Here is a 12,847-nt window from a genome sequence, read left to right as displayed (position 1 = left end):
TCTACTCGGCGGCAGCTTCGGGGCGCACCTGACGCGGCAACGGGAAGAACTCGTTCTCTTCCGCGGCCGAGACCGTCTCCACGTGCAGCGTGTAGCGCTCGGCGAAGGCGTCCATGATCTCCTCGACGATCACCTCAGGCGCGGACGCGCCAGCGGTGATGCCAAGGCTCTTGATGTTGCCGAACCTGGTCCAGTCGAGGTCCGCGGCGCGCTGCGCCAGCACCGCGATCTTGCAGCCCTCGCGCTCGGCAACCTCGCGCAGGCGCTGCGAGTTCGACGAGTTGGGAGCACCGACCACGATGAGCGCGTCCACCACCGGCGCCACCTTCTTCACCGCGAGCTGGCGGTTGGTGGTGGCGTAGCAGATGTCTTCCTTGTGCGGCCCGTTGATGTTGGGGAAGCGTTCCTTGAGCAGCGCGACGATCTCCGCGGTGTCGTCGATCGACAGCGTGGTCTGCGTCACGAAGGCGAGGTTGTTGGGGTCCTTCGGCGTGATGGTCTTGGCATCCTCGGCGGTCTCGATCAGGGTCACTGCGCCGGGCGGCAGCTGGCCGAGCGTACCGACTACCTCGGGATGGTGGGAATGGCCGATCAGGAATATCTCGCGGCCGCGCTTGAAATGGATCGCGGCCTCGCGATGCACCTTGGTCACCAGCGGGCAAGTCGCATCCAGCGAGAACAGGTTGCGGGACTGGGCGTCGGCCGGAACCGATTTCGGTACGCCATGGGCCGAGAACACCACCGGGGCGGTGGTATTCTCGGGGATTTCGGCGAGCTCCTCGACGAAGATGGCGCCCTTCTTCTTCAACCCATCGACGACGTACTTGTTGTGCACAATCTCGTGGCGAACATAGACGGGGGCGCCGTACTTATCGAGCGCCCGTTCCACGGTGTCGATCGCCCGGACCACCCCGGCACAGAAGCCGCGGGGAGAACAAAGCACGATCTTGAGGTCTGGTTTGGCTGACATTGAGCGATCTCGGGACCGAATCACCCGATCGCGTTCTGCCGGGGCGGTCGATGGATGGGAATTTGGCTTAAAACTGTCGGCTTGAACCTTACAGCGGTTCAAAGGGAATTGGGCCCCCTTTCGGGCGGTGTCAAGGCACTATCTATAGCAGAACCATTGCATGGCTACCCCCTCCGGGCTTATATAGCGCGAATTCCCTGTCATCGCTGATGACCACCGGTTTCGCCTCCAGAGGGGTGGGCGAAGCACAAAGGAGATTTGCCATGAGCAACGCACCTCTGATGCCCAAGGCGACCGCCGTTTGGCTGCTCGACAACACCGCGCTGACCTTCGACCAGGTCGCCGATTTCACCAAGATGCATCCCCTCGAGGTGCGCGCCATCGCCGACGGCGACGCCGCCCAGGGCATCAAGGGCATGGATCCCCTCTCCAATGGCCAGCTGACCCGCGAGGAAATCGAGAAGGGCGAGAAGAACCCGGACTACCGGCTCCGCCTCCAGGAGAGCAAGGTGGTGCTGCCGCCCCAGCCCAAGCGCAAGGGCCCGCGTTATACCCCGGTCTCGCGCCGCCATGAGCGCCCGAGCGCCATCCTCTGGCTGCTGCGCAACCATGCGGAGCTCAAGGACGCCCAGATCATGCGCCTGGTCGGCACCACCAAGAGCACGATCGCGAGCGTGCGCGACCGTACCCACTGGAACACCTCGGCGCTGACCCCGATCGACCCGGTCACGCTCGGCCTGTGCTCGCAGATCGAGCTCGATTTCGAGGTGCAGCGCGCGGCGAAGGAGAAGCCGATCGACGCAGCCTATGGCGGCGCCACCCTGCTGCCGGCATCCGAGACCACCCGCAAGGACGAGTACGAGCCCGCGGAGAAGTCGAGCGACGACCTCAACGTCGACGCCGTGTTCGCCAAGCTGAAGACGCTCGGCGGCAAGAAGCACGAGGACGAGGAGGAGTAATTCCTCCCGTTCATCCACCATCAACGCAAACGCGGCAGGAAAACCTGCCGCGTTTTGTTTGTACGCCCGAGCTGGGCTTCAGGTCAGAACTTGTAGGTCACACCCGCGCCGACCAGCCACGGATCGATATGCGCGGTGCCGGTGACCGGCAGGCCGGAGACGATGGCGCTGTAGTTCGGGCGCAGCCAGAGCTTCTTGACGTCGACATTGAGACCCCAGTGCCGGTCGATCATGTAGTCGAAGCCGAACTGGACGGCGCCGCCCCAGGCGTTGCTGACGTGCAGGTTGGTGGTGGTGGCGACGATCGCGGGCGGACCGGCGATCGCGGAAGGCGCATTGGCCGCGGAATTGTTGAAGAACACGGTGTAGTTCACGCCCGCGCCGACATACGGCTTGAACGCGCCGAACTGGTCGAAGTGATATTGCAGCGTCAGCGTCGGCGGCAGCAGCGTGGTCTTGCCGATCGGCAGATTCGCGAGCGAGCCGGTGCCGCTGATCGAATGCCTGGTCACGCCCAGGATCAATTCGGCAGCGATGTTCTTGGTGAAGAAATAGCTGATGTCGAGCTCGGGGACGACCTGGTCGCTGATCGACAGGCCTGAATTCGGCGACGACAGCGAAGGCACGCCCGCGACATTGACGGTGCTCCCGCCCGCATCCGGCAATACGCCGAGCACCCGCAGGCGGATCATCCACGGATTGAACGCCTCCACCGGCACCGGCGCCTTCTTGTAGACCGGCAGATCTGCCGCCTGCACTGATGCAAAAGTGCCCACGAGCATCGCGCCGAGCGTCGCGACCCGCGCCAAGTTTCTTATCGTTCCATCCATTTTCAATCCCCTTCAACCATGTCGACGCGTCGTTGCGCGACATCAGCGTCAGAGCAGAAAGAGAATGGTGAAGGATTTGATGCCGATCAAACCAGGACTATCGCGACGCGATTTGGCCCCGGCGTTGCAGATGTGTCACGGAAACCGCGAATGCGAAGCGGGTGGCGCGGCAGCATAGTGCCGCAGCTCACATCACGGGCGCACGGGGTTGTTCAGCATGTACTCGCCGAGATCGCGCTGGCGGCGGTCGGCGCGCGCGGTGGCCGCGTTGCGCTGGACGTCGCGGTCCTTGCGGCAAGCCACGTAATCCGGCGAGCCCTGCGCATAGCCGCGGCTCTGGCAGACGGCGTCGTCATCATCGCCGCCCGCCGCCACCGGATTCTGGTAGCGTGCCGAGCAGGCGGAGAGAGCGACGGCGAGAGCTAAGGCGGTCAGCAGGCGTGGCGCGGCGGCAAGTGGCATACGAGGTTCCCTATCGGCCGGCCCTGTTTAGCGCGGAATGCGGAGATTGTAAGTCCCTGGACGCCGTTCCACGCTCGCTGTCGTTCCCCGCACGGGCGGGCGATGACAGTGGAGAGCGGTGAAGCAACGCCCTTCCCGCCCCGGGATGAGGCTTCGCCTCACATCCGTCCCTTCAGGGCCTCGCCGATCTCGTCGAGTGCCTTGGGATCCTCGATCGTCGCCGGCATGGTCCAGGATTCGCCGTCGGCGATCTTCTTGATGGTGCCGCGCAGGATCTTTCCGGAGCGCGTCTTGGGCAGGCGGCCGACGGTGATGGCGAGCTTGAACGCCGCGACCGGGCCGAGCTTGTCGCGCACCAGCGCGATGATCTCCTTCTCGATCTCGGCCGGCGGGCGCTTCACGCCCGCTTTCAGCACCAGGAAGCCGCAGGGCACCTCGCCCTTGATCGCGTCCTTGACGCCGAGCACGGCGCATTCGGCGACATCGGGATGCGAGGCCAGGATCTCCTCCATGCCGCCGGTGGAGAGGCGATGCCCGGCGACGTTGATGATGTCGTCGGTGCGGCCCATCACGAAGACATAGCCGTCCTCGTCCTTGTAGCCGGCGTCGGAGGTTTTGTAATAGCCGGGGAATTCGCTCAGGTAAGCCTCCTTGAAGCGCGCGTCCTGATTCCACAGCGTCGGCAGGCAGCCCGGCGGCATCGGCAGCCTGATGACGATCGAGCCCATGGTGTTGGGGCCGACCGGCTTTGCCGCTTCGTCGACGACATCGACCTGATAGCCCGGCATCGGCACCGTCGGCGAGCCGTGCTTCACCGGCAGCATGCCGAGGCCGACCGGATTGCCGGCGATGCACCAGCCGGTCTCGGTCTGCCACCAATGGTCGATCACCGGTACCTTCAGCTGCTGCTCCGCCCATTCCACGGTCGGCGGATCGGCGCGCTCGCCGGCGAGGAACAGGGTACGGAATTTCGAGAGGTCGTACTGCCGGATGAATTTCCCTTCCGGGTCTTCCTTGCGGATGGCGCGGAAGGCCGTCGGCGCGGTGAAGAAGGCCACCGCCTTGTGCTCGGAGATCACGCGCCAGAACGCGCCGGCGTCGGGCGTGCCGACCGGCTTGCCCTCGTACATGATCGTGGTCGCGCCATGCAGCAGCGGGCCGTAAACGATGTAGCTGTGGCCGACCACCCAGCCGATGTCGGAGCCGCACCACCAGACCTCGCCCGGCTTGACGCCGTAGAGGTTGAACATCGACCATTTCACCGCGACGAGATGCCCGCCATTGTCGCGCACGACGCCCTTCGGCACGCCTGTTGTGCCCGAGGTATAGAGGATGTAGAGCGGGTCTGTCGCGGCGACAGGCACGCAAGCCGCGCGCTTGCCGTCGTTCAGCGCCTTGCGGCGCAGGCTGGCCCAGTCGTAATCGCGGCTCGGCGTCATCTCGCAGGTGAGCTGCGGACGCTGCAGCACGATGCAGGCCTTCGGCTTGCTGCTGGCAAGCTTGATCGCCTCGTCGAGCAGCGGCTTGTACTGCACGATGCGGCCGGGCTCGATGCCGCAGCTGGCGGACAGGATCAGCTTGGGCTGCGCATCGTCGATGCGGGTGGCAAGCTCCTTCGCGGCAAAGCCGCCGAACACCACCGAGTGCACCGCACCGAGCCGCGCGCAGGCGAGCATCGCGACCACCGCCTCCGGCACCATCGGCATATAGAGGATGACACGATCGCCTTTGGCGACACCGAAATCCTGCATGATTGCGGCGAGCGCCTGGACCTCGTTCAGCAGTTCGGCATAGGTGAGCTTGGTGACCGAGCCCGTCAGCGGCGAATCATGGATCAGCGCGACCTGGTCGGCGCGGCCGCGCTCGACGTGGCGGTCGAGGGCGTTGTAGCAGGTGTTGACGACGCCGCCGGCAAACCAGCGGCCGTAGGTTCCTTGCGAGGGATCGAAGACCTTCGTCGCAGGCTCGATCCAGTCGATCTCCTTCGCCGCCTCGGCCCAGAAGCCCTCGGGATCGGCCAGCGAGCGCGCATGGACTTCATGATAGCTGCTTTTGCCCTGGATATTCATTCCCGCGCTCCCGTTCCCTTGATTCACCTGGCTTGAACCTCGTGGCAGGACAGGCGCCCCGCCATGACCAGGATCAATTGCCGGCCTTGTTTGGAGCCATTTTCCCGGGAACGGGCCGCGGTTCAAGCTGAAAAGGATAGGTTTTTTGGCGGAGGCGCGCGGCTGCGGCACGGGCGGTGCGCTCCCTCTCCCCGTTCTTACGGGGAGAGGGTTGGGGTGAGGGGCTGCATCCGCAATCATCGTGCAAATTGGACTCGCAGAGAGTCCCCTCACCCGGAATTTGCTGGCGCAAATTCCGGCCTCTCCCCGCAGGCGGGGAGAGGCGAAGAAGAGCCTCTCAGCTCTCCATCGCGTTCAGCCGCTGCAAGCGGTCCTGCATGATCCTCTTCAGATCGTACCCGGGGCGGCGGAAGCTCGCATTGCGCGTAGTGAGGAACTCGCGCTGGTTCTTGCGCAGGTCGCTAGCGGAACGTCCTTTGGAAGCCCTCAGCACGCGTTCATAGGTCTCGGCGATCTGACGGTCGAGCACGCCGAGCTGCGGATCGGCGCAGATCACTTTCTCGACCTCACGCTTGGCGGTGGCGCACTTGAAGGACGGACCGCTATCGTCGGCCGAGCGCGCATGCATTGGGCCCGGCGACGCCGCGCCGAACCTGGCGATCTCGGCAATCATGCTGCGGCGGCCGTTCGCTGCATTCTCGTTGCCGGGATCCAGCTTCAGCGCCGTCTCATAATCGGCAAGCGCCCTCTTGCGCTCGCCCATCTTCTTGTAGAGCACCGCGCGGTTGTTGTAGGTCTTCGCGAAATTCGGATCGAGCTTCAGCGCAGCCTCGTAGTCGCTCAGCGCCGCCCCGAGCTCGCCTTTGAACTGGTAGGAGTCGCCGCGGTTGGTCAGGAAGTTGGCGCGCTGTTCCCGCCGGATCGCCTGGTCGTAATCGGCAATCGCCTTGTCGTACTCGCCCATCGCAGCATAGGTCAGGCCGCGGTTGTCGTAATATTCCGGCACCTTCGGGTCGAACCTGATCGCCTCGCCGTCGTCGGCGACCGCCTTTTCGAGCTGGCCGAGCTTCTTGTAGGCCGCGCCGCGGTTGGTGTAGGTGCGCGCGCGGTCGGGATCGAGCCGCAGCGCCTCGTCGAAATTTCTGATCGCCTTCTCGTTGTCGCCGCCGAGATAATAGGCCACACCACGGTCGGACCAGGCTTGCGCATCGTCCGGCTTCAGCTTGATCGCCTGGTCGTAATCGGCGAGTGCGCGGTCGAGGCGGCGCTGATTGGTGTAGACGACGCCGCGCAGCTCGTAAGCTTCGGCATCCTGCGGGTCGAGCTCGATCGCCTTGGTCAGATCCGCCGCGGCGCGATTGAGATCGCCGCCGGCCTCGCGCAGGAGATCGCCTCGCACGCGCCAGGCCTTCGCGTTCTTGCCGTCGAGCGCGATGGCGCGGTCGAGATCCCGCAGCGCCTGTGACTGGCCTCCAAGGGTCTGCGCATTGGCTTCGGCGCGGACGACGAGGGCCGCGCTGCGTTCGGCGGCCGAATTGGCGGTCTGGTCGATGATGGCGCTGCACGCGGAGATCAACTCAACCGGGGCGGCCTTGCTTCCCAGCACGCACTCGGTGCTCGCCGCGGCGGGAGCCGCGAGAACGAAACTCATGGCCGCGCCGAGAAAGAGGGCGCGAAGCGAGATTTTGGCAGGCGAAAGCGCTTGCGCGGAGGCGTGAGTGCCGCACATGACATAGGGCTCCGTGACGTCGGGTTCTCACCGTTGTCGCAGCTGGCAAGCGATGGGTTCAAACCGGGCCTGGGAGGGACGGAGCGCTGCCGGCTCTCCCTCGCCCTGCTTGGGCAGGACTATCGCATATGAGATGTGGCTATGGGCACCGGCTGTCTCCACAGCGTCATGGCCGGGCTCGTCCCGGCCATCCACGCCTTTTCACAGGGCACAAAGAACGTGGATGCCCGGGACAAGCCCGGGCATGACGACCCCTGCAATATTCAAATGCGATTGCCCTGCCGCTTGCGGGGAGAGGCGAAAATCTCAATATCCATCCACACCGTTCAGCCGCTGCAAGCGCTGCTGCATCGCCTTCTTCAGGTCGTATCCCGGCCGGCCGAAATCGGCATTGCGGCGCGCGATGAACTCGACCTGCTCGCGCTGGAGCGCTTTGGCCTCGGCCGCATTGCGCGCCTCCCGGATCGCACGGGCATTGGAGGCAAAGACCTCGCGATCGAGATCGGCGAGCTCGCGATTGCCGCAGATCGCCCGTTCCACCGCCCGACGCGCTCGCCCGCAATTGAAGCTGGGCTTGCCGGCGACCGCCATCTGCGCGCCGATCCGCTCGATCTCGCGCGCCATCGCCTTGTGATTGGCTTTGGCCTTCTCGTGGTTCGGATCGATCCTGAGCGCTGCGCCGAAATCCTGCACCGCCTTCGGCTTGTCACCCTTCTTCAGCCAGAGTTCGCCGCGCGCATTGAAGACGTCGGCAAGGCCGGGATCGAGCAGAAGAGCACGGCTGTCGTCGGCGATGGCATGGTCCACCTGATTGTGCCGCGCATAGAGCGCACCGCGCGCGATCAGAGCCTTGATCAGATCGGCCTTCGTCGTCTTCTCGTTGTCGATCACTTCGGCGCAGGCAGTGGCGGCCTTGTCCATGTCATCGGCTGCGGCCGCGGCGAGGCAGGGCGCGACATCGACCTGCGTCACAGCCACCGGCTCGCCGCCGGTCGCGGCATCGGCCGGGGCGAACGATAGCGCATAGAGCAGTCCGGCGCCGATCAGCTGAATGAGAAAACGCATGCGTTGCAGTCGAAGCCTTGTCGTCGATGTTAAGCTCTTGCCTTGAAGCCGCACTATCCATCATACGGCCGGATTGGTGCTAGCTTGTGGCGCCGCTGAAATCGGCTTCGGGGATCATCGTGTCGACATTCGAATGGATCATTGTGTTGCTGCTCGGCGCGGTTGGCTTATCGGCGCTGGCGCGGCGGATCAAGGTGCCCTACCCGACCTTTCTCGCCATCGGCGGCGCGCTGATCGCCTTCGTGCCGTCGAGCCCGTCCTGGACGCTGGAGCCGGACCTCGCCCTTGCCCTTTTTGTCGCGCCGGTCCTGCTCGATGCCGCCTTCGACACGTCGCTGCGCGACCTTCGCAAGAACTGGGTTCCGGTCTCGACCCTGGTGGTGGCTGCGGTCGGCCTCACCACGGCCGCCGTGGCCTATGTCGCGCACCGGCTGATGCCCGACATGCCCTGGGCCGCCGCGGTCGCGCTCGGCGCCATCGTGGCGCCGCCGGATGCGGCCGCTGCGGTTGCGATCCTGAGCCAGGTCAAGCTGCCCCACCGCATGGTCAAGGTGCTGGAGGGCGAAAGCCTGCTCAACGATGCCAGCGCGCTGCTGATCTATCGCATCGCCGTCGGCGCGGTCGCCACCGAGCATCTGACCTGGAGCCAGGTCGCCCCGACCATGGCGCTGGCGCTGGTCGGCAGCGTCATCGCTGGTCTGGCCGCAGGCCGCATCATTCCGCTGTTCATGGAGCGGGTGACGGAGGCGCCGAGCGCCATCATCGTGCAGTTCGCCACCACCTTCATGGTCTGGATCGCCGCCGAGCATCTCAGTCTCTCCGGCATCCTCACCATCGTGGTCTACGCCATCACGGTCGCGCGCACCGCACCGGCGCGCATCCCGGCGCGGCTGCGGGTGCCGTCCTATGCGGTGTGGGAGACGACCGTGTTCGTGCTCAACGTGCTCGCCTTCATGCTGATCGGCATGCAGATGCGGCCGATCTGGACGCGGCTGGATGCGGACGTGCGCTGGGAATATTGCGTGGCCGCCGCCTGGATCCTGCTTACGGTGATCCTGGTACGCCTTTTCTGGGTGACGTTCTATCGCACGAGCCTGCGGGTGCTGATCGCGCAGGGGCTCTATCATCCCAAGGATCCGCAGCAGGTGGCCTCGCCCAAGGGCGGGCTCATCATCTCCTGGTGCGGCATGCGCGGCCTCGTCACGCTCGCCACCGCCTTTGCCCTGCCGGAAAACTTTCCCTATCGTGACTTCATCGTCTTCATCGCGTTTGCGGTGGTGCTGGGATCGCTGGTGATCCAGGGCCTGACGCTGCGGCCGCTGATCCTCGCTTTCAACCTCAAGGACGACGATCCCGTCGGCATCGAGGTCGCCCGCGGCCGCGCCGTGGCCTATCGCGCCGCGCTCGATGCGATCGAGAGCGATCCGTCGGAGGAGGGGGAAATCCTGCGGCTCGAATATCGCGCCATCCTGATGCAGGCCGAGACCGATCCCAACGGCGGCATCAGCAACGGCGAACTGCCCGCCGATCCCCTGCGCCGCCGCGCTATCGAGGCCGCGCGCAAGGCGATCTTCGACCTGCGCGCCACCGAGGTGATCGGCGACGATGCGTTTCATCGGCTCGAGGAGGAGCTCGATCGCGCAGAATTGAGCGCCGGCGGATGATGTCTCTCCGCTGTCGTCCCGACAAGAGTTTGGGCGCTCTGCAATGTGCGCCGAGTCACACGCAGCATCCCGCAGCTTGAACCAAACCCCGCCTCTCCAGACTCACCCCTGATGACGACCCTGATTGACGACCGTCGTGTACGCGCGCGTGATGCGTCGCCTGCACGATATTTTTATCTCCACATGGCGCTCGCCTGCGCCGCCACTGCCTTTCTCGGCTTCGCACCGACCTATTGGGTGCCGCTCGCTCACCGGACATTGTCCGCAAGCCCGGTGATCCATTTTCACGGACTCTTGTTCTTCACCTGGTCGCTTTATTTCGTGCTCCAGACCTGGCTCGCAGCCTCCGGCCGTGTGGTCAATCACCGCTCGTTCGGCATCGTCGGCGTCTCGCTTGCGACCGCGATGGTCATTTCTGGCTTCTTCGCGTCCGTGACCTCGATGAAGAACGCCGCGGCGCTCGGACAGGCCGATGCAGGCATCGCCTTCTCGATCGTGCCGCTGAGCGGCATCACATTCTTTGCCGTGGTGTTCGCGCTCGCCATCATGAACACGCGCAGGCTCGAGGTTCACAAGCGCCTGATGCTGCTCGCGGCGGTCTCGATCCTCGACGCCGCGATCGCGCGCTGGTTCCTGACCTTCCTCGCACCATCAGGACCGTCCGGCCCGCCGCCGGTGCCCGTGACGATCGCGCCTGCTGTGGTCGCCTCCCTTCTGCTCGTCGTCGCCATGGTGCGCGACTGGCGCGCCGAGGGCCGCGTGCATCCGGTATACATCACGGGCACGCTCGCGCTTCTGGCGGTGAAGGTGCTCAACTGGCCGGTCAGCGAAACGGCGGCGTGGCACGCATTTGCCGGCGGCATCCTGGCGCTGGCGCAGTAGGCGACCTAGAACCGCGGCAAATCCGGGAACGCCAGCTTGCCCGCGTGGACGTGCATGCGGCCGAGCTCGGCGCAGCGGTGCAGGGTCGGAAATACTTTTCCGGGATTGAGCAGGCCCTGCGCGTCGAAGGCGCATTTCAGGCGCTGCTGCTGGTTGAGGTCGATCTCGCTGAACATGTCGGGCATGAGGTCGCGCTTCTCGATGCCGACGCCGTGCTCGCCGGTGAGCACGCCGCCGAACTCGACGCAGGCGCGCAGGATATCGGCGCCGAAGGCTTCGGCGCGCTCGATCTCGCCGGGCTTGTTGGCATCGTAGAGGATCAGGGGATGCAGATTGCCGTCGCCGGCGTGGAACACGTTGGCGCAGCCGAGCTGGTACTTTTCCGAGAGCTCGCGGATGCGCGCCAGCGCCTTCGGCAGCGCGCCGCGCGGGATGGTGCCGTCCATGCAGAGATAATCAGGCGAGATGCGGCCCACCGCGGGGAATGCGGCCTTGCGGCCGGCCCAGAACAGGTTGCGCTCGGCCTCGGAATTGGAGATCTGCAGCGTCACCGAGCCGCAGCCTCTCGCGATGGTCTCGACACGCGTGATCAGCTCGTCGACCTCGATCTTGGGCCCGTCGAGCTCGATGATGAGCAGTGCCTCGACATCGAGCGGGTAGCCGGCATGGACGAAGGCCTCCGCGGCGTGGATCGCGGGCTTGTCCATCATCTCCATGCCGCCGGGGATGATGCCGGCGCCGATGATGCGCGCCACGCATTCGCCGGCCGCCTCGACCTGCGCGAAGCCGACCATCAGCGCGCGCGCCGTCTCGGGCTTCTGCAGGATGCGCACCGTGATCTCCGTGATGACGCCGAGCAGGCCCTCGGAACCGGTGATGACGCCCATCAGGTCATAGCCGGGATTCTCGCAGCCCTTGCCGCCGATGCGCAGGATCTCGCCGCTCATCAGCACGATCTCGCAGCCGAGCACGTTGTTGGTGGTCATGCCGTATTTCAAGCAGTGCACGCCGCCGGAATTTTCCGCCACGTTGCCGCCGATCGAGCAGGCAATCTGCGAGGACGGATCGGGCGCGTAATAGAAGCCGGCATGGGCGACCGCCTGGCTGATTGCGAGGTTGGTGACGCCAGGCTCGGTGACGACGACGCGGTTGTCGAAATCGATCTCGCGGATGCGCTTGAACTTGCCGAGGCCGAGCAGCACGCCGTCCTCGAGGGGCAGCGCGCCACCGGACAGCGAGGTGCCGGAGCCGCGCGGAACCACCTTGATGCCTTGCGCGGCACAATATTTCAGGACGAGCGAGACCTGCTCGGTCGTATCGGGCAGCACCACGACCATCGGCGGCTGCCGATAGGCGGTCAGCCCGTCGGATTCATAGGCCCGCATCTCGGCGAGGCTGTCGATCACGCCCTCGCCCGGCACGATTGCGCGCAAGGCGGCGACGATTTCGCTGCGACGCGCCAGCACGGCCTGGTCGCTTGCGGGCATCATGATGGCCATTTTAAGAAGCCTTCGTCCGACGGATGGAATTATCTCGGCAAATCAATCATGTCTTGCGGACTTTGGGTAGGTCCTCCGAAGGTCGCATTGCTTTGTTGCAGCGCAAGTTCTCTCTGGGGCAAGTCTGCTAGCAGGAAACCTGTCAGAGTTTCGCGGCTTGTCCACTTGCACCGGACCTGCCAAAACCACGACCCTCCATCTGACCCGGGAAGAGACGAAGAGCACACTTATGACAAAACTGACTTTCGGCGCGGTGACAATCCTCACCGTCATTGCCACCGCACCCGCCGCGATGGCGCAGGATGTCGCGGCCGGCAAGACATCGTTCAACAAGTGCCTGGCCTGCCACGCGATCGGCGAAGGCGCCAAGAACAAGGTTGGCCCGGAGCTCAACGGCCTCAACGGCCGCAAGTCGGGCGCGGTTGAGGGCTATAGCTACACGGACGCCAACAAGAATTCCGGCATCACCTGGGACGAGGCCACGTTCAAGGAATACATCAAGGATCCCAAGGCCAAGATCCCCGGCACCAAGATGGCGTTCGCCGGCATCAAGAACGAGACCGAGATCAACAATCTCTGGGCCTTCCTTGCCCAATACGACAAGGACGGGAAGATCAAGCAGTAAGCGCACGAGGCGGACGCTAGAGCTTCGGTTCTGATCGGACCAGAATCGAAGCTCTGGCTTTCTTGTTCTGACACGTTTTTTCGCGCGAACCGG

General features: G+C 64.9%; 11 protein-coding genes. 4 read left to right on the top strand and 7 right to left on the bottom strand.

Annotated elements, in window-relative coordinates; translation table 11 throughout:
* Position 1: 1 nt before the first annotated feature.
* Positions 2-970 (bottom strand): 4-hydroxy-3-methylbut-2-enyl diphosphate reductase, encoded by a 969-nt coding sequence (ispH, locus tag I6F33_RS02295; protein WP_036021214.1) that lies wholly within the window; start codon positions 968-970, stop codon positions 2-4.
* Between the two features lie 263 nt (positions 971-1,233).
* Here ispH and I6F33_RS02290 point away from each other — a divergent pair, with 263 nt between their 5' ends.
* Positions 1,234-1,929, top strand: a complete 696-nt coding sequence (locus tag I6F33_RS02290; protein ID WP_035997500.1) for a DUF1013 domain-containing protein — start codon at positions 1,234-1,236, stop codon at positions 1,927-1,929.
* Positions 1,930-2,012: 83 nt separating this feature from the next.
* Here the strand turns inward: I6F33_RS02290 and I6F33_RS02285 are convergent, their stop codons facing one another.
* From I6F33_RS02285 to I6F33_RS02265, 5 genes are all read right to left on the bottom strand, one after another.
* A complete protein-coding gene (locus I6F33_RS02285) occupies positions 2,013-2,759 on the bottom strand; it encodes an OmpW family protein (RefSeq protein WP_225126527.1) in 747 nt (248 codons plus the stop codon).
* Between the two features lie 192 nt (positions 2,760-2,951).
* The gene (locus I6F33_RS02280; RefSeq protein ID WP_035997494.1) at positions 2,952-3,221 is read right to left on the bottom strand and encodes a hypothetical protein; all 270 of its coding nucleotides are present in this window, start codon (positions 3,219-3,221) and stop codon (positions 2,952-2,954) included.
* Between the two features lie 158 nt (positions 3,222-3,379).
* Positions 3,380-5,290 (bottom strand): propionyl-CoA synthetase, encoded by a 1,911-nt coding sequence (locus tag I6F33_RS02275; RefSeq protein WP_225140935.1) that lies wholly within the window; start codon positions 5,288-5,290, stop codon positions 3,380-3,382.
* Between the two features lie 337 nt (positions 5,291-5,627).
* A complete protein-coding gene (locus I6F33_RS02270) occupies positions 5,628-7,019 on the bottom strand; it encodes a tetratricopeptide repeat protein (protein ID WP_225140933.1) in 1,392 nt (463 codons plus the stop codon).
* 306 nt (positions 7,020-7,325) lie between these two features.
* On the bottom strand, positions 7,326-8,084 hold the full coding sequence (locus I6F33_RS02265; RefSeq protein WP_109142345.1) for a tetratricopeptide repeat protein: 759 nt from the start codon (positions 8,082-8,084) through the stop codon (positions 7,326-7,328).
* An 86-nt stretch (positions 8,085-8,170) separates the two neighbouring features.
* On the opposite strand from I6F33_RS02265, the gene I6F33_RS02260 reads away from it, so the two are divergent.
* Together I6F33_RS02260 and I6F33_RS02255 are read left to right on the top strand one after the other, a co-directional pair.
* On the top strand, positions 8,171-9,748 hold the full coding sequence (locus I6F33_RS02260; protein WP_225140931.1) for a sodium:proton antiporter: 1,578 nt from the start codon (positions 8,171-8,173) through the stop codon (positions 9,746-9,748).
* Positions 9,749-9,859: 111 nt separating this feature from the next.
* A complete protein-coding gene (locus I6F33_RS02255; RefSeq protein WP_225140929.1) occupies positions 9,860-10,630 on the top strand; it encodes a hypothetical protein in 771 nt (256 codons plus the stop codon).
* A 5-nt stretch (positions 10,631-10,635) separates the two neighbouring features.
* Here the strand turns inward: I6F33_RS02255 and I6F33_RS02250 are convergent, their stop codons facing one another.
* A complete protein-coding gene (locus I6F33_RS02250; RefSeq protein WP_225126540.1) occupies positions 10,636-12,129 on the bottom strand; it encodes an FAD-linked oxidase C-terminal domain-containing protein in 1,494 nt (497 codons plus the stop codon).
* A 229-nt stretch (positions 12,130-12,358) separates the two neighbouring features.
* Here I6F33_RS02250 and cycA point away from each other — a divergent pair, with 229 nt between their 5' ends.
* Entirely contained in the window at positions 12,359-12,754 is a 396-nt protein-coding gene (cycA, locus tag I6F33_RS02245) for a cytochrome c-550 CycA (protein ID WP_035997470.1), read from the top strand.
* Positions 12,755-12,847: the final 93 nt, after the last annotated feature.

Source organism: Bradyrhizobium sp. BRP20 (assembly GCF_020194215.1).
Taxonomy (GTDB): Bacteria; Pseudomonadota; Alphaproteobacteria; order Rhizobiales; family Xanthobacteraceae; genus Bradyrhizobium; species Bradyrhizobium yuanmingense.
Note: the sequence above shows the minus strand (reverse complement) of the source record. Positions and strands in the feature narration are given on the sequence as shown.

Bases quoted from the DNA above. Each gene is read 5' to 3' on its own strand.
- ispH (WP_036021214.1), bottom strand. From the start codon at position 970: ATGTCAGCCAAACCAGACCTCAAGATCGTGCTTTGTTCTCCCCGCGGC.
- I6F33_RS02290 (WP_035997500.1), top strand. From the start codon at position 1,234: ATGAGCAACGCACCTCTGATGCCCAAGGCGACCGCCGTTTGGCTGCTC.
- I6F33_RS02285 (WP_225126527.1), bottom strand. From the start codon at position 2,759: ATGGATGGAACGATAAGAAACTTGGCGCGGGTCGCGACGCTCGGCGCG.
- I6F33_RS02280 (WP_035997494.1), bottom strand. From the start codon at position 3,221: ATGCCACTTGCCGCCGCGCCACGCCTGCTGACCGCCTTAGCTCTCGCC.
- I6F33_RS02275 (WP_225140935.1), bottom strand. From the start codon at position 5,290: ATGAATATCCAGGGCAAAAGCAGCTATCATGAAGTCCATGCGCGCTCG.
- I6F33_RS02270 (WP_225140933.1), bottom strand. From the start codon at position 7,019: ATGTGCGGCACTCACGCCTCCGCGCAAGCGCTTTCGCCTGCCAAAATC.
- I6F33_RS02265 (WP_109142345.1), bottom strand. From the start codon at position 8,084: ATGCGTTTTCTCATTCAGCTGATCGGCGCCGGACTGCTCTATGCGCTA.
- I6F33_RS02255 (WP_225140929.1), top strand. From the start codon at position 9,860: ATGACGACCCTGATTGACGACCGTCGTGTACGCGCGCGTGATGCGTCG.
- I6F33_RS02250 (WP_225126540.1), bottom strand. From the start codon at position 12,129: ATGGCCATCATGATGCCCGCAAGCGACCAGGCCGTGCTGGCGCGTCGC.
- cycA (WP_035997470.1), top strand. From the start codon at position 12,359: ATGACAAAACTGACTTTCGGCGCGGTGACAATCCTCACCGTCATTGCC.